General features: G+C 49.7%; 15 protein-coding genes. 3 read left to right on the top strand and 12 right to left on the bottom strand.

Annotated elements, in window-relative coordinates; translation table 11 throughout:
* Window positions 1–2 precede the first annotated feature (2 nt).
* Window positions 3–494 carry a hypothetical protein gene (locus RB298_RS17535; protein ID WP_486047739.1) on the bottom strand — a complete coding sequence of 164 codons (492 nt, stop codon included), beginning with the start codon at window positions 492–494 and terminating at the stop codon, window positions 3–5.
* Between the two features lie 194 nt (window positions 495–688).
* On the opposite strand from RB298_RS17535, the gene RB298_RS17540 reads away from it, so the two are divergent.
* Both RB298_RS17540 and RB298_RS17545 read left to right on the top strand, forming a co-directional pair.
* Window positions 689–1,339 carry a hypothetical protein gene (locus tag RB298_RS17540; protein ID WP_192572113.1) on the top strand — a complete coding sequence of 217 codons (651 nt, stop codon included), beginning with the start codon at window positions 689–691 and terminating at the stop codon, window positions 1,337–1,339.
* A 62-nt stretch (window positions 1,340–1,401) separates the two neighbouring features.
* Window positions 1,402–1,887, top strand: a complete 486-nt coding sequence (locus tag RB298_RS17545) for a hypothetical protein (RefSeq protein WP_486047741.1) — start codon at window positions 1,402–1,404, stop codon at window positions 1,885–1,887.
* Between the two features lie 110 nt (window positions 1,888–1,997).
* On the opposite strand, the gene RB298_RS17550 is transcribed toward RB298_RS17545, so the two are convergent.
* The 10 genes from RB298_RS17550 to RB298_RS17595 all read right to left on the bottom strand — a co-directional run bounded on the left by RB298_RS17550 (window position 1,998) and on the right by RB298_RS17595 (window position 15,017).
* Complete coding sequence (locus RB298_RS17550) at window positions 1,998–2,447, bottom strand: DUF1569 domain-containing protein (RefSeq protein WP_192572115.1); 450 nt, start codon at window positions 2,445–2,447, stop codon at window positions 1,998–2,000.
* 109 nt (window positions 2,448–2,556) lie between these two features.
* A complete protein-coding gene (locus RB298_RS17555; protein ID WP_486047743.1) occupies window positions 2,557–3,018 on the bottom strand; it encodes a hypothetical protein in 462 nt (153 codons plus the stop codon).
* A 236-nt stretch (window positions 3,019–3,254) separates the two neighbouring features.
* Entirely contained in the window at window positions 3,255–3,893 is a 639-nt protein-coding gene (locus RB298_RS17560; protein WP_486047745.1) for an RNA ligase family protein, read from the bottom strand.
* A gap of 15 nt (window positions 3,894–3,908) precedes the next feature.
* On the bottom strand, window positions 3,909–4,874 hold the full coding sequence (locus RB298_RS17565) for an AAA family ATPase (protein WP_486047747.1): 966 nt from the start codon (window positions 4,872–4,874) through the stop codon (window positions 3,909–3,911).
* Window positions 4,875–5,136: 262 nt separating this feature from the next.
* The gene (locus RB298_RS17570) at window positions 5,137–6,264 is read right to left on the bottom strand and encodes a GntR family transcriptional regulator (protein ID WP_096775597.1); all 1,128 of its coding nucleotides are present in this window, start codon (window positions 6,262–6,264) and stop codon (window positions 5,137–5,139) included.
* Window positions 6,265–6,382: 118 nt separating this feature from the next.
* Window positions 6,383–7,975: an ABC transporter substrate-binding protein gene (locus RB298_RS17575; RefSeq protein ID WP_486047749.1), complete on the bottom strand. Its 1,593-nt coding sequence runs from the start codon at window positions 7,973–7,975 to the stop codon at window positions 6,383–6,385.
* A gap of 65 nt (window positions 7,976–8,040) precedes the next feature.
* Window positions 8,041–8,937: a carbohydrate ABC transporter permease gene (locus RB298_RS17580; RefSeq protein WP_096775595.1), complete on the bottom strand. Its 897-nt coding sequence runs from the start codon at window positions 8,935–8,937 to the stop codon at window positions 8,041–8,043.
* 37 nt (window positions 8,938–8,974) lie between these two features.
* A complete protein-coding gene (locus tag RB298_RS17585) occupies window positions 8,975–9,934 on the bottom strand; it encodes an ABC transporter permease (RefSeq protein WP_486047751.1) in 960 nt (319 codons plus the stop codon).
* A 430-nt stretch (window positions 9,935–10,364) separates the two neighbouring features.
* Window positions 10,365–13,604 carry an FIMAH domain-containing protein gene (locus RB298_RS17590; RefSeq protein ID WP_486047752.1) on the bottom strand — a complete coding sequence of 1,080 codons (3,240 nt, stop codon included), beginning with the start codon at window positions 13,602–13,604 and terminating at the stop codon, window positions 10,365–10,367.
* A gap of 606 nt (window positions 13,605–14,210) precedes the next feature.
* Window positions 14,211–15,017 (bottom strand): helix-turn-helix domain-containing protein, encoded by an 807-nt coding sequence (locus RB298_RS17595; RefSeq protein ID WP_486047754.1) that lies wholly within the window; start codon window positions 15,015–15,017, stop codon window positions 14,211–14,213.
* A gap of 134 nt (window positions 15,018–15,151) precedes the next feature.
* Here RB298_RS17595 and RB298_RS17600 point away from each other — a divergent pair, with 134 nt between their 5' ends.
* Window positions 15,152–15,958: a phytanoyl-CoA dioxygenase family protein gene (locus RB298_RS17600; RefSeq protein WP_486047756.1), complete on the top strand. Its 807-nt coding sequence runs from the start codon at window positions 15,152–15,154 to the stop codon at window positions 15,956–15,958.
* An 82-nt stretch (window positions 15,959–16,040) separates the two neighbouring features.
* Here the strand turns inward: RB298_RS17600 and RB298_RS17605 are convergent, their stop codons facing one another.
* Window positions 16,041–16,265: a dihydrofolate reductase family protein gene (locus RB298_RS17605; RefSeq protein ID WP_228468941.1), complete on the bottom strand. Its 225-nt coding sequence runs from the start codon at window positions 16,263–16,265 to the stop codon at window positions 16,041–16,043.
* Between the last annotated feature and the right edge of the window lie 174 nt (window positions 16,266–16,439).

Below are 16,439 nucleotides of genomic sequence, written 5' to 3' on the forward strand. Positions count from 1 at the left end.
GCTCACTCCTTCAATTCAGGGGAATTCGCGTCATTGACGTATCGCTTCATTCTCTGTTCGAATACCGCATGATACCGGAAGGTCCGTGGATATCGATCTTCACGAAGCTTCTCGGACAATGCCGACTGACCTTCCTGATAACGGACCGCGAATTCACATTCATCATAGAATTTACGGGAAAGCCGGCGAAGCTCGTGATCTTCGCCCTGGCTTCGCCATCCCATCTGGATCATATCCAGCTGGTCCAACGGATCGCGATACGTGTCCAGCACGATGCAAGAAGTCGGGCCCTCCATCTCCTGGAATACCAGAACATGGCCAGAGTTCACCGGACTATCGAAATACCGTTCATAGATTTCCTCTACGGGAACCGCTATGCCAAGCCGATCCATCACAGCTTGAAAGTTGGGGTGTACCCTATACTCGTCAGACAGCTCATCCGGATACCATACGAGCTCGGAGATCGAAGCCGTTATATTGAATTCATATTGCATCTCTTGCCGCCTCCTTGCTTGCTGCAGTATCAACGTCCTATCCGTATTCGTGATAACATCTTCCGTTCGTTTAATGGATTCTCTCCATACGGGATATTCTACCATATATCGAATCAGAGATAGAATTCCCCGCGCTTAACCGCGATGACTCGGCGTGTTATAATTCGGTTAACATGCTGGAAGGGATGAAATGAATGCTGGAACTGGAAGCGGCTTTAACTAGATTCATAGAACAACAAGACTTGTATAATCGGGATTTCGGGCTCTTCACCGATCATGAAATACGGCAACGGTCCGAGGTACAGCTGCCGCCCGTGGATGACCGTATCACGCTGTCCCCTGAACTGGCTTATCTATATAGCCATTACGAGATGATCGACGCTAAGGCGGAAGGAACCCATAAAATGAAAAACGCAGCGGTTGAAATCGGCGAATCGGCTGTCATCTACTTTGTTTCTCCCGAACATCTGGTCCGGCAGCAAATGGGCTATCGCTGGATTAGCGATAAGGGGGAAACCGTAGAATCGAGCAATTGGCCATCTCATCACGTTGTCATTGCCAATGTGAACGATGATCCGCTCATTGTAGATGTCCAAGCCAGTGGTTCACCCGTATATGCCGCTTTCGAAGGTGGCGAGCCTAAGCTGATCGCGAATTCGCTTGCGGACTGCTTTCACGCGCTGTCCGTCCTCATTGAAGGCGCTCTGCTTTTTCAAGGTGAAACCTGCGACGAAGAAACTTATGAGACGAAGCCGGATTTTCTCGCCCATGTGATGCCGTCACTGTCGGATCTTTTGGGAAGCGAGCAAATGGATGCCCTGCTGGAATATTTATCGCTTCGATAAACGAAGAAGTGCAAATTTGGCATTCTATAATAATCGAAATCATTATAGACAAGGAGAATCACATGCCGGGGACGATCACATTAATCCGTTATAACGGAACCGAAAAACACGCGCTAGCAGAATCCAACGCTTTCGCTACGCGAACCGAAGTCAACGGAAAGCCGCAAATCATGCTGTGGTTTGAAACGGAAACGGAGACCGAACCGCTTCAGGCTTTCCCGGATTCGGATGAGCTGCTGAGCAATCCGGACGCGGAACTTACGATTTACCTGGATACGCTAAAACTGAATGAGTTTGCACCGCTGGAATTTACGCTTGCCCGGGGCTATAACGAGAACTCCAGAAGCCTGGATGCAAGACTCTATTATTTTGAACACCAAGAGGTAAATGATAACCGGGGACGCATTGAGTATAGGGGAAATGGCGTATTTAACGTATATTGGACTGGAACGACGATGGACGTCAATTATTATGATGGCAGTAAGCCGGATACCCGACTGGAATTGGAAGGCGAGTTTACGATGGAGAAATACAAGGAATGGTTATAGAGAAGAATACATAATCTGCAGCAAGACCCTTCAACCTCGTAGAGCCAACCTTCGTAGTCATGGCTCTACGGGGTTACATCCGTATCCACATAGCATAGGTTTATTGAGCCTTAAACGCCAAACTGTTTCAAGTGATGGTCCAGATGCTTGTATAATCCCCTCCCCCATTGCTCCGGGGTCAGTTTACCGAAGAATGGATGAGGATGCGTTGTACATTTCTCAGGACCGTTCTTTTGGAATGCCATCAATTTTTCTTTCAATTGTTCTCTTTCCGTTTCAAATTCTCTTGGATCCGCAATCAAAATATCCGGAATCGTCGACATGTTGCGAGGTAACGGTTTTTCATTATAAAACAGGGGCTTCGCGAAATTCCCTACCAACCTACCTAACCAGCCTCTTGGCGGGTTTGTGATGCCCATGGCGATGTCTTGGAACGCGGAGCAGTGAGACAGCATTTGGGCAGCATCCATTTTTCCCCATAACGGTTGTGATTGAGGGCTTAATGCGTCGATTCGGTTTAATATTTGGGTCATATCGAAATGATGGAACATATTATTCATGTTTGTCTCTCCCCATATTGAAATCCATGTTGAAACACCTGATTATATGATAGCTGACCCATCTAAGGGACATTTCTTTTGGATTGCTTTCTTGTGAACTCAGACTCCCCTACAACCATCTCATAAAAAAACCTTTGGTAATTTTCACATGACTTGCTTGTGCCCATAGTTCAAGCTGCTCGATCCCTTCAGTCTGATCCTCCACGAACTGAAAACATAGCTTCAAAGGCACGATTCTACGCCCTTTCGGCTTGATTCCGATCACCGGTTTTCTGTCCTGGTTGATCAGTAAACATTCCACGGAATCTACGTTCATTTCTTTTCCGTTTATCATGATTCCTTCTTGATGCATTTTCATCACGCCTGGTTTCATCAGGCAGGTTCTGTAGAAGGAGATGATGAATACGATGGAACAAAAAAATAACCACGCAATGCAGGCATAATAAAAGAAGTCCCTTTCTCCCTGTTCCAACATGATATTTCCAAGAAGAATAACGATTAAGAGCAGCATGGAAACCATTAATTTAATGCCAGACGGGGCTGAAACGCTAAACATCCTGTTATTGTTCATGTGATCTCCTATCATCGAATAAGGTTGGTTCTGTAATCACCTTAATGCATATGTTCATTATACCTGGACTCACAAAATGTGGTAACCTGATTTGCAATAACCCAATAAAAAAAGCCCCGATTTTAGCGGCAGCTCATATCAGTGCTATGTATCCACATCATTTTATTATAAAGCATTTAGAAACTACATGATCAACACCTCATATTCTAAAAATAATAAAAAACTTACTTACCGTTCTAATCTCCTGCAGCCAAATGATTCGCTTCCATCGGTTTGCTCAGCCAATGCTCGTCGGTTTGAACATGATTCTTGCGGACGTACTTGGCAGCGCTATGCTTAAAATCGTCATATGCAAATGCGGAAGCCAGCCTGACCACATAACCTTCCTGTTCACCGCCGCAGCAAGATCGCTTCGTATAACAAGCCTTGGCAGCATCCTCGTCCCAGATGCCCCGGTACAAGACAGGAACCGTAACCAGCCCCAGACGATCCGCCCATTCCTCCGTATCATCCCATGACAGGCACACATTCAACTGATTCCATACCGAGAACAGTATGAAGTAGGACGGCAACGCCGAATACGAAAGCGAATGTTTGGCATAGACGTTTTCCCCGCAGAGACGATATCCCTCCGGAATCAAATACTTGATGCCCCCATGCAGCGTCTTGACATAATGACGGGAAGGATGATCCTTGCTGTCCAGGGATCTGGCGTGGATGAAATCGGGGTACATGGTGGTGTTCTCCCCATCCATTTTCTCGGTAATGACGACCTCCTGCCCCTTAAAATGGTCGGTATTCCGCAAAATCTTATCGTCGTCGGTGTAACCTCTGGACCAGGGCAGATGCATCGTTCTGGGATATTTCATTTTCATCGTTGTTCACCTCTCTTACTTGCCGAACGTATCGGCCTCTGCGAAGAAATACAGCTGAGCCAGCAAATCCTCGCCTAACAAATGATAAATCTTGGATGCGCCGGCATCGCCTCCGTGCAATATTTCCATATGGAAACTGACAAGTTGGACGACATGAAGCACAAATTCATCCTCATACCCAAGGTCTTTCAAGGCATGACATGCCATGATGGCCGATACATGCTCATGCCCATAATAGGAATAGTATCCTCGAGCCTGCTTCCATACTTTGCAAAACGGCTTGCCCGCGTCATGGAACAGAGCCGCTAATTGCATAGCCAGCAGATGATCGCCTTCGCCTTCATAGCAATTTTGGATGTATTCCAGCACGGCAAACGTATGCTCCGACAACGTTCTCGAATGGAACGGATTCTCTTGATCAAATCCCAGCATCGTTTGAAAATAGGGGGATTGCGATAAGTAACCGAACAACTCATCGTGATCCGGCCTGCGCGTTAGCAGCTGTTCCAAATCCTCTCTTGCCAGCTGAGTTTCACCCGCCTCATGAACGAGATGCAGATCGACAAACCCTTCCCCTATGACCGGGAATTCAAGATTCTTGGCATACTTGGTCATGATCTTCTCATCAAGCCGGCGTTTTCGTCTCTTGACCCTATCCAGGGCCACTTCATAAGGAGTCGTGCAGATATGGCACTCCACCCGTCGATCGCCAAACCGTTTCAGAAATTTCTGTCTTCGTTCCCGGCTGACATTCGTTGCGTCGAATACGACGTTTCGATCCGACTTCAGCGCCTGTTCGATTTCGACGAAAGCCTCGTCAAATACCATATACGTATTTTTCTGTTTGGATTCGCTGCCAAACAATTTTTCGCGTATCGCGTCCGTCGCAACCAGCACGGCCCGCTCGCTTTTGCACAATTGTTTGGCATAATAGCTTTTTCCGCTGCCGGGTATCCCGGCCAGCATATGAATCGTACTCATGAAATTCACCTCCTTTCGCGACTAGCTTAGCATGGTGTCAGTGTCATGGTTTACCTGTTCGGAGGGGCTGAGCGTTATATTCTTTCGAATCATTCTCTTTGATGGACATCGCCAATCGAATTTCTTCCCTCCAAATAATGTACCACGCTTGCACTTTGCTTGAGTAAGCAAAGAATATGTATATTCAACTTTTACATACCGAACAAAAAAGCCGATTGCCCGCAGAAAATGCATCTGCAGACAATCGGCCTTTATGTCGTATCTACTTGCCCGATCTCGCTTTCGGAGCAGGAGCGGTCGTGTCCCGCTCCACCAGCTTGACGGGAATCAGCGCCCTGCCCGGTGTCGGTTTCCCTCTCTCAAGCCAGTTTACGACATGCTCGGCCGCTTGGCGGCCGATCTCGTAAAAGTTCTGCTCGACGGTAGTGAGAGGGATCATCACATGCTCCGTGACCGGATTATTATCAAAGCCAATGATCGAGATATCGTCCGGAATGCGGATCCCCCTCTCCAAACAGAGGTTCAGCAGGTTGGCGGCGATCAGATCATTTTCCGTCTGAACGGCCGTCACCCCCTCCGTCTTGTACGAGTCCAGCAGCTCGTTATAAAATTGCTCCACGCCGACCTTCTCCCGGTAACCCTTCATGTTCAGCCTGATATAACGGCTGTCGAGGGGAAGCCCGTGGTCCTTCAGCGCTTGGCAGTATCCGAAATACCGGTCGCGCACCGACGAAGTGGATTCAATGCTGACCGCGGTCAAAAACGCAATCTTTCGGTGTCCGAGCTCAATCAATCGGGATACGGCTTGATAAGAGCCGCTCCAATTATCCGAAACGACCGCCCCGAGCGGGAGGCTGTCAAAGTATTTATCGATGGTCACGATCGGATAATCTTCAAGGCACAGCCGATGCAGGATATCGTAGTTCGTATGATCGTTCCGAGGGTACAATATAATGGCCGCAATGCCCTTTCGGGTCAGCATCTCCAGCAGATCGCGCTCCTTCTGGGAGTCATAATCGCTCTGATGAATGCTTAAATAGTAGCCGTTCGCGTTCAGCCAGTCCGAAGCGCCGCGAATATACCCCATCGTGCCGCGGTCGTCTTCGGAAGGCAGGATCAGCGATATCATTTTTTCCGTTCCAACCGATCGCTGCTCCTGACCCCGCTGCCGGGGTTTGACAAAGCTTCCGCTTCCTTTGACGCGGTAGATGAACCCGTCCCGCTCCAGCTCCTCGAGCGCTCTTCTTGTGGTAATGCGGCTCACGCCAAAGGCCGTACTCAGCTCGGCCTCGGTAGGAAGCTGGGCCTCGGAAGGGTACAGGCCGGATGAAATTTTCGATATTAGCTCGTCCATCATCACGCGGTACAGCGGTTTATTGTCTTTGGTCAACTTGGTTCTCATCCCATCTTTATCTATTTTCCGGTTTGATCTAGTCCAACTAAAATTATAGCGTTTGCATCATTGGCATGTAAACCGCCCCGATCGATCAGCCTGCATCCCGTCATGGTTACTTCACATTCGTATAGCGTTCATACTGCGCCCTCTTGATTTCCAGGTAACGCTGGGCCCCCATTTTGTCCAAGGTCTTAACGTAGTTATCCCAATCCGTGTCCAGACTCGCTTTACCCGTAACAAATTTGACCCGCATCTCCTCCATATATTTATTGATGTCGGTCAGAATCGCGCTGGTTTGGTTGGCTTCGTCATCCGTGGGAACAAAATCCGGCCAAAGCTCTTTGGGCGCCAGCTCATCCAGCTCGGCAGGATCCGCTTTGATCTCGTAAGCGACCGTCGTCCCGCGAGCCGCCATCCGCAAATCGTCGTCAGGCTCAACATAAGGATAATAAGCGCCATACACATTATCAACATATTGGAAGGCACCCAGCTGCACGCCACCCTTGTAGTTCAATATGTCGTCCTTGTATTTCGGTTTGCCGTCCACCAGTTCGTAAGTTTCTCCTTCCAATCCAAAGGTAGCGAAGTTAATCCCTTCTTCACCGTAGAAATAATCGATCCACTTGATGGTTTCGACCGGATACTTGTTTTTGTTGGTAATCACGAAACCGAAGATCCCTTTGGCCGGCGGTCCCAGCACCCCCGCGACTCTATCGCCGTTCGGACCTTCCAGGGCATGGATGCCCACATAATTTTCGGCCGCTTCCTTTCCGATATATCCCGGCCCTTCCCATACAAACGAGCCGATCAAATTGTTGGAGCCGTCCGTAGACCATTTGGCATAATCGTAGCCGGTCGTGAAATTCTGCTGAGCCAACGAGCCGTCCTTGTACAGATCGCTCATATAACGCAAGAGCTCCCTGTATTTCGGATCGTTGAACGTCGTCTTGACTTGTCCGTCAGCGTCCTTATAGAGATACTGCCCGAAAGCCTTGGCGCCGCCTTCGCCCATGCCGAAGCTGCCGGCCAGAAAGCTCTCCAGGAAGGTCCAGTACTGCGATTCAAGCACCCAGCCGAGGCGGGAACTGTCCTTCTCCCGAACCTTCATGAGCGCTTGGCGGAACTCCTCGGTCGTTTTGGGCACTTCAAGCCCCGCTTCATCCAGCCAATCCTGATTAATATACAGGCGAACGGAATTGAACGCTTTTGAAAAATCAACGTATGGAAGAGCGTATATATGTCCGTCCGACATCGTAATCGCTCCTCTGATATCCGGGTTGTCCTTGAGCAGCTTATTTAAATTCGGCGCATGCTGTTCAATCAAGTCCTCGAGCGGAACAAACAAGCCCTGCTTGCCGTATTTCATCAGCTCGTCGGTGCCGAAGGCAATACGGTAGAACGCATCCGGCAGGTCGTTGGAGCCGAGCATGACATTTTTCCTCTCGGTTACGGCGGAACCGGCCAGCTCCTCAAACTCAACCTCGATTCCGGACATCTCCTCGTATTTTTGCCACATCCATAATTGATCGGCTGGTGGATGCACATCGGTATATCCGCGTTTGACGATCCTTAGCTTGATGTTCCCGGGGTCTCCGTCCGTTCCGGCTGGTTCCGGCTCCGCCTTACCCCCTGATCCGCCGCAGGCGGAAAGCGTCAACGAGCATGTCAACATGAAAGCAAGCAGAAGATTCATTCCTTTTCTCATAAATCCATATCCCCTCTTTTCATGATTATGAGTTCCGAGCGGTAATTGACCGCTCCTATATCGGCTTACCCTTTGATAGCTCCCACCATGATGCCTTTCTCAAAGAATCGCGACAGCAGCGGATACAATAGCAAAAGCGGCAGGGCGGATAATACGACGATCGCATATTTCAGGCCTTCCTTAACCATCATTTGATCCGCGTATTCGGCGCCGACCGAAATTCCGGCCATTTCCTTAAAGTCGTTCTGTACCAGGATTTCTCTTAATATCAGCTGCAGCGGGAATTTCTCCCGGTCCGTCAAATAAATCATGGCGTCAAAATACGAGTTCCAGTGGCCCACTCCATAGAACAGAATCATCACGGCAATGATCGGCATGGACAAAGGCAGCACGATCCGGAACAGCATATGGTAATCGTTGCAGCCGTCGACGTAGGCGCTCTCTTCCAGCTCTACCGGAATCCGGGTCTGAAAATAAGTTCTCATAATAATCATGTTGTAGGCGCTGATCGCACCGGGCAGCACCAATGCCCACATCGTATTCAGTAATCCAAGCTCCTTGTTCACCAAGTACAGCGGAATCAGCCCGCCGCTGAAGAACATCGTAAAAGCAAACAGCAGCGTGAATAGTCCCTTGCCATAAAAGCGCTTTCTGGATAACGGGTACGCACCGAATACCGTCATCATGATATTGATCGCGGTACCCACGAGAGCATAAAGCAGCGTATTGGCATACCCGCTCCATATTTCGCTGTTCTCGAATACTTTGGCATAGCTGTCCAGGTTGAAGCCTGCCGGAAAGAGCAGCAGCGGCTTGTCCCATATTTGGCGCGGATCGGAGAATGACGCAAACAAAACAAAAATGAGCGGGTACAAAATGACGATGGTCACGAGAATCGCCAGCACTAATATTATGATATCGGCCAGTTTTTCTCCTGGCGTTCGCTTAATGTTCAGCAGCACTTCTTAGGTTCCCTCCCTGTTCCTGCATCGACGGCCTTTACCATAGACTGGTCTCCCCCGCCTTGCGCGCAACCTCATTAACGATGATCAGGATGATAAAATTGATCACATTGTTGAACAGGCCGACTGCCGCCGAAAAGCTGTACTGAGTGTTAAGCAGTCCGCTCTTGTACATGTAAGTGGAGATTACCTCGGAGGTTTCCAGGTTCATCGCGTTTTGCATCAATAGGATTTTCTCGAAGCCGACACTCATGATGCCGCCGGCACTCAAGATAGACAGGATGACGATCGTCGGGACGATGCCGGGAATCGTAATATGCCAAATTCGGCGAAATTTGCTGGCCCCGTCCATATATGCCGCCTCGTACAGGTCCGGCGAGATGCCCGAGATGGCTGCGCTGTAGATGAGCGAAGACCAGCCAACTCCCTGCCATACGCCCGACCAGACATAGAGATGCCAGAATTTAGACGGCTCTGCCAAATAATCGACCGGTTCCTTCCCCAAGGAGACCAGGATGGAGTTAAAGACGCCATTCGTAGGCGAGATGAAAAAAAACAGGATACCGACTGCAACGACGACCGAAATAAAGTGAGGAGCATAAGAAATGCTTTGAGCGAATGAGCGGAATTTGCGATTCCGAATCTCGTTGAACAATAGCGCCAGCAGGATCGGTGCGGGAATGCCGACCAGCAGTCCGTATAAGCTGATCCCGATCGTATTTTTCAGAATCGTCCAAAAATAATAGGCGTCAAACAGCCGCTCGAAATGTTCGAACCCGACCCAAGGACTGTTCCAGATGCCAAGCCCGGGCATAAAATCCTTGAAAGCGATTTGTACGCCGTACATCGGCCAATAATGCCAGATCAAAAAGTAAAGCACTGCCGGGGAAATGATGATATACAGCCCGATATTTCGCTTTAGCTGCCTCTTAACATACGTCCACCGGGTGGTTTTGGGAGCGGGTTGTGGGGATGCCGGGTTTAATCGGGCGTCCATGCTTAATCATGACCTCCTTTATCTAATCGAATAGCGTGTAGCAGAAGTCTGAGCTGTGCGAGATCATCAGCAATATCTGCTTGGTACAGTAATATGACACCTCCCTTCTATTTACTTGTACTAACATTTGTTATGTAATTCATAATTTGTTATAACACATTTTAGTGAGGTTTTATTTTCCAGTCAATATGACATCGAATAATTGCTACTTTAGTTGTATATACGCGGAATTGTTATGACAAATTTCGACGGTTGCAGCCTTATTAACATCTTCTTGTGTACCGTAGATTGTCGAACGATCCTCGCAAGGGAGGGCCGGTATCAGTTCCGAAAAAAAGAAACAGCCGCGTGGTTTACGCGGCTGTTTCTATTAAATAAACGAGCGTTTAGAAACGCATGGTCGATATTCATTACCTTGCTCTAAGTCTGCTTATAGATATGCTGCCAGCTTTGCAAGCACATCCGCCTGTTCATCCGTCAATTTATTGCCGGATTGCGCCCTGACTTGGTTGGTAAAAGCGTTCAGCTTGTCTTGCTTAGCGGAGTCGTTGCCTCGATCCTCCGCCTCTTTGGCGCCTTGCAGCTTCGTAGACAGCGATTGTGCGATTCCCTGATCGCTTCCTGCGAAACGCTCTACCAGCCCGATCAAGCTGTCATAGGTCACGGCAACCTCAAAACGAAAGACGGATTCCGTTTTATTTCCGGCCAGATCGACTGCCGTTACGGATATTTCATGGGAGCCCGGTTCGAAGGAATAGGCAGGACGTTCGAGCAGCGGAAGAGAACAAGGATTGTCAGCTAACCCTGACAGACTGTCGTCGGCACTGCACGAAACGTATACGGAGTCGGTTACCGTGTACGTACGCTCACCGGTGAATTCAACGACGGGAGCCGTCTTGTCGATCTGCACGTTCAGCGTTCCGGGTGCCTCAGATACGCCTGAGAAGTTGGTGGCGGAATAGGTAACCGTCGTGACGCCTTCCTCAGTGATTTGAAGCTGAGCCGTACTCCCTTTTACCGTGGTCTTCTCTATCGGCTGCGCACCTTCCGCAGCATATGCAATAGAGTAGGCGCGGTCGGAAGAAATGAACAAGGACACATCGGCATTCACCCAGCCGTTCTCGTTGGGAGAAGGCGATAAGCTAACCGTCGTGACGGGCGGAACGCTGTCTTTTACGGTTACAAAGAAATCGTCATAATAGGCCGTTGCCACATTGTATCTGGAAGTTACCGCAATCAGTTTCGCATAAGCTGCATTAGCCGGAGCCTTCCCTCTGAGCGTCACTTTCTGCCATTGGGCCAATCGCGATTCATCCAAATGGGTTTCCAGTGTGGAAATCGTGGCGTTATTGCTGTCAAAGAATCGGAACATAAAGCCCGGCTGGCCCGATTCAATATAGAGATTCATGCCTGCCGTATATTCCTCTCCCGGGACGACGGGAATCGCATCACTTTGGACGGCAACGGATGCCGTTCTCAGCGTGTCCGTAATCTTCAGACTGTGCGTTCCCGTGAAACTGCGTTCCGTGCTGAGATCATAGCGATAACCGTTGCCTGGAGCGAATAATTGACTCCATCCCTTCATTTCCTCTTCGAAACCAGGATTGGTGACGGGAACAGCCGTATGCGGCGGTTCTTCCACGACTTCTCCGTCAACCTCCATCCGATACAGAATCGTATTGGTCTGCATGTCTGTGAAATAGAGATTCCCATCCACATGTAAATCGAATCTGGAGGTGTCGGCCAATGTCCGATGCTCCAGCGTTTCAGGGTCAATGACCGTCAATTTGTTGTTGAACAGCACGTAAAGCAGACCATCCTCCGACCAGCGGAGCGGGTGATGCGCCCATTGGCTGAAATTCAAGCTTGGATACACTTTTTTGCTCTTCACGACTTCATACGTATCGGGGTCGATCGCAAAAATATACTCATAGGATGCTCCCCAGATCAAGCCGTCCGGACCGGCCGAAAGATCTCCGATGAATATCGGTTTATCCAGCCCCGGAACCCGGAGCGGAAACTCGGTGATTTTTTGCTGCGTCTCTTCATCCCAAACAAAAATCTTCGCTTCCGCTTCCGTCGGCTCGGAGCCCAGTCCGCCCCGAATCGTGGTGGAACCGAACACCTTGCCGTCATGAACCGTCGTGCTGAGCACGCTCTGATTCTGGACGACGTTGCGATGAACGTTGATTTCTCCGGTGGCGGTATCATAAACGGTCAACGAGCCGCCCAAAGTGCCGTAACCGGAAATCGTCGAAATGTAGAGCTTGCCTTTGGAACTGGAGATATCAACCAGCCTCTCCTGATCGTTGCCCAGAACGGCCAGTCTCTTCGGATTGTTCAATCCAGGCTCCGTCGATAAATCGAACTCGTACAGTCCGCCTTCCGGGTACACGCCCATATAGACTTTATTGCCTACGGCATGAACGCTATCCGCTTGGCCGATGCTGAACGGCGTCGCGGTGTTATTGGTCAGATCGACGAGCGAGGAACGGGCCTGCGAGCCGGTGGTGATCAATTTAGTGTCCGATACGCTTTTCAACCGGTTGACAACGCCTGGCAGACCCGGGATGACCGGCGGCATCAGGTGCACCTGCTTGGTTTCGATGTTCATGATCGTAACACCGCCGTCATAACGGACGGTCACCAGATTTTTGCCCGGGTATTCCGGATTATTGGGAAATTCCACCCAATCTACTCCCCGAAATCCGCTGTTGTACTCCATGCCGGTCAATTCGACCTCATGCGTGGCAAGATTAAACGTTTTCAATTTCTTGTCGGACATGTAATACAGTTTTCCGTCAAGCGAGTCCGTCGCGTGCAGCCCCGTTACGTTCTCCAGCACAACATCCAGCCAGCTTTCCGTCTGTGTATCGTAGATAAACGCCTCTCCAGGAATGCCGCTTCCGTCCGTATATCGGGCAAACAAATAACGGTTATCAATCGTGCTCAGGTCATACACGGTGTCTTCCTTAACCGGCAGGGAAGCCGCGATATTTGTTTTCTCACCGGTCGCTAAATTCACGCGCACGATCTGCTTATGCGCGGTGCCGGCATATATATTGCCGCCCTGGTAAGCAATGGAGCGCACATATTCCTGGTCGAGCACGCCGATGACGCGGCCGTAATCTTTGGTTTGCTTCGTAGCCGGGTCGTATTGGTACACTTTGCCGCCGGGATAGGTTCCGACATACACGCGCCCTTGTTCATCCGTGGTAATGCTGTTCGGCACCGACTGACCGTCGAATTGGGCTACCTGCTCTGGCACGTGAGTAACGGGAGAGTAGCTCCACAGCCTGGCTCCTCCGCCGTCGGCCGCAAGGAACAAGGTCCCGTCCGGTGCCGTGGTATGTGCCCAGGAACTTTCGGAGGGGCCGATCGGAATGCTGCGAAGCAGTTTATAATCCTCCAGATCGATCACGTTAAGATGCCCCGGCTTTCCTTTACTGGTCGCATAAAGAACGTTGCGGCCTTCTTCCTTCCCTGCCGTACCGTTGAATACAGCAACCGTATAGTTGTTTGGAACGAGAATTTCCTCCGGTGTTCCGTATGTTTTCTGAGCAAGCCTGCTCTCCCCGGAAGCAGCGGCGAGACCGCCGCCCGAACAAACCAATAACAGACACAATGCCAGCATAAAGACCTGGTACTTGCCGCTTTTTGCAAATCTCATAAATGACCTCCTTAGATTTCGGTGTTGACTATCCCGAAAGACCGCTCCAATAGCTATGAACGAATCCGGCAGGCATTCAGCCTCTGTTTTTTAGTAATCTGAACCTCCTTTGGTCATGATTAGACGCAACCCGCTCTGGTGGAATATGGAAGACTAGCGGAACCGTCTGGCCGTATATTAGGCAAATACCGGGATGGTGTCAATCCATAACGATCATGCTATATTCCTCTTGTCCCTTTATTCGACAATGTGGATATTTCAAAAGAAGCAGAAGCATCACAGCAGAAAAGTTGTTATTTCTAGCAGTTAACCAAGCTCGATTCTGTCACAAAGTTAAGATTAAACGACTAAAAAGCCGCATCATAGGCGGCCCCGCATAGGCAGCAAGGTAACGTCATACGGATGGTATCTTGCTCAATTTTATCAAGCTCTTTATGAAATTCTACAATTGGGATCATGGCGAAATGGCTGAGGAACCGATGATATCTCAAATGCGGGAATAGAAAAATAAAAGACTGCCCTTCAGCAGTCCTCCTGTCATTTCGTATGTTACTCTGATATATCTGCACCGTCTTTATTCAGGCATCGAATGTAAACCCGGCACATTCATGGCTGCCTGCATGCCTGGCGGTACTGCCTCGGCGAAACCCCGAACTGCTTGCGAAACTGATCGGCAAAATGATTGTAACTGTTAAACCCTACGTCATGAGCGGCTTCATTCGCCGTACGGCCCGAATGGCTCATCAATAAAGCGGCATGTCGAACCCTCATCTGGTTCAGATGCTCCAAAATCGTGGATCCCGTTTGCTGTTTGAACAAGTGCGCCAGCCTGGATCCCGAAATTCCGATCTCTCGGGATAAGGCATCAATTTTGACGTTTTCTTTTAACGAACGGGATAACAACCCAAGCGTTTGCTCGACTCTGGGATCTAGCCTCTTGTTCGTCCGCTGTGCAAGCAGAAGCAAAATCTCTCGCAGGGCGTTCTCGCACAGAGCTTCCCACAGTTCTAACCGGTCCAGCGAATCTTGCAGCACATTACGAAAGGCCAGCTCGACACGGCCTCGGACACGTTCATCGGGCAAGGTTTCGACCAGAAACTCCTCGTTCGGCAGCATCCCGTTTTCCGGAAGCCCGGGATAATGGATCCACAGAAAGTTCCAATGCGTCCCCTGCACGGTCCCGTATTCGTGGGCGATGTTGGCGCGCAGCAGGCCGAGCTGCCCGGAACCGCAGCGTTTCTCCCCGGCAGGCGTGCGGAAATAGCCCTCACCCTGCAGCGTGTAAACAATCAGCCAGTCCTTCATTCCGTTAGGACGGCGCAGGCGATAAGAATCGTCTTGCTCGAAATGATCGCCGAATATGGTTCCGGTGCTTTCTAAGGATATGGCATGCCTATCAGCCGGCGTTCTCAAGCGACCTCTCCTCCTCTGTACCCCGAATAGCAGGATTCCGGTAATATTAAGCAGAAATCATACTTCCTCTCAAGTTAAGCAGACCTTATTCTATTGTCAACAGGAAAACCATTAATTTACGGGAGGGAATTGCTATGAGAGAGAGGTTACACGTATTGACGGAAGAACAGCTGCACCAATTCGAAACGGAGGGATATTTGATTGTAAAAGGTCTCTTCCGCGAGGAGGAGCTGTCGGAGATCGAAGCAACGTTTGAGGAGATCAGCCACAAGACCGTACCCGGCCACTTTGAGCCTGTGCTGGACGATGAAACCGTTGAACCGCTCAAACGTTATCCCCGCGTTATGCATCCGCACCGCTTTCATGCAACCGCGAAGAAATACATGCTGCATAAACCGGTCATGCAGGTATTGGCCGATTTGTACGGGGAACCGGCGCTCGCCGCCCAAAGCATGTTCTATTACAAACCTCCAGGCTCCCGCGGCCAAGCGCTGCATCAGGACAACTTCTACCTGCAGGTGGAGCCAGGCAATTGCATTGCCGCATGGACCGCAATCGACGCGGCCGATGAAGAGAACGGCGGTTTGCTCGTCGTTCCGAAAACAAGTGATTATGACCTGGTATGCCCGGAGGAAGCCGATTCGAACGAGTCGTTTACCACTCATTTCGTGAAGCCGCCCAAGGATAGAAAGGTCCTCCCCGCGATCATGGACAAAGGGGACGTCCTGTTCTTTAACGGCAACCTGATCCACGGCTCCTACCGCAACAAATCCAACCGGTTCCGCCGCGCTTTCATCTGCCATTACGCCAACGCGTCGGCTACCAAAATCGGTGCATTTTATCGGCCTTTGTTCCGGGAAGACGGCACGGAGATCAACCTTGACGTCAATCCGAATGGCGGTCCGTGCGGCATCGAATTCGATACGGCTTATCCCCATTGATATAAAGGCGGCCAGCGTACATCTTAGAGACGCTGGCCGCACTGGTTTCCTCGAATAGAAGACCTCTTCTCATAGCAATGCCCTATTTACTGTAGTACAGTCCAAGTACACCGTTGCTATAGGTTTTACTGCTGGTAAGGTTCATAGTGAATCGTTTATTTGCAAGCGCAAACAACCGTTCCCCCTGTGAAACGATTACCGGATGTATAAATAACCACAGATCATCAAATAAATCATGTTGGATAAATAATTGCCACGTTCTTACTCCACTCTCTACAGAGATATTCCCTTCTCTATTTTTGAGCATTTCGATTTAAATAATCTTCAAAGATTTCCTCATTTATGTCATCCATTGATCTTCATTTGATACAATGCCGTCCATCGTAGTCTGCATAGTCAGAATGATTCTACCCATCATTAAGTCCTCCTCGATTCACATATTGAGCATGCACACTGATTTTATCGTACTCAACTATCCATG

This window comes from Priestia sp. BR_2, from assembly GCF_041954005.1.
Classification (GTDB): Bacteria; Bacillota; Bacilli; order Paenibacillales; family Paenibacillaceae; genus Paenibacillus_AQ; species Paenibacillus_AQ lautus_A.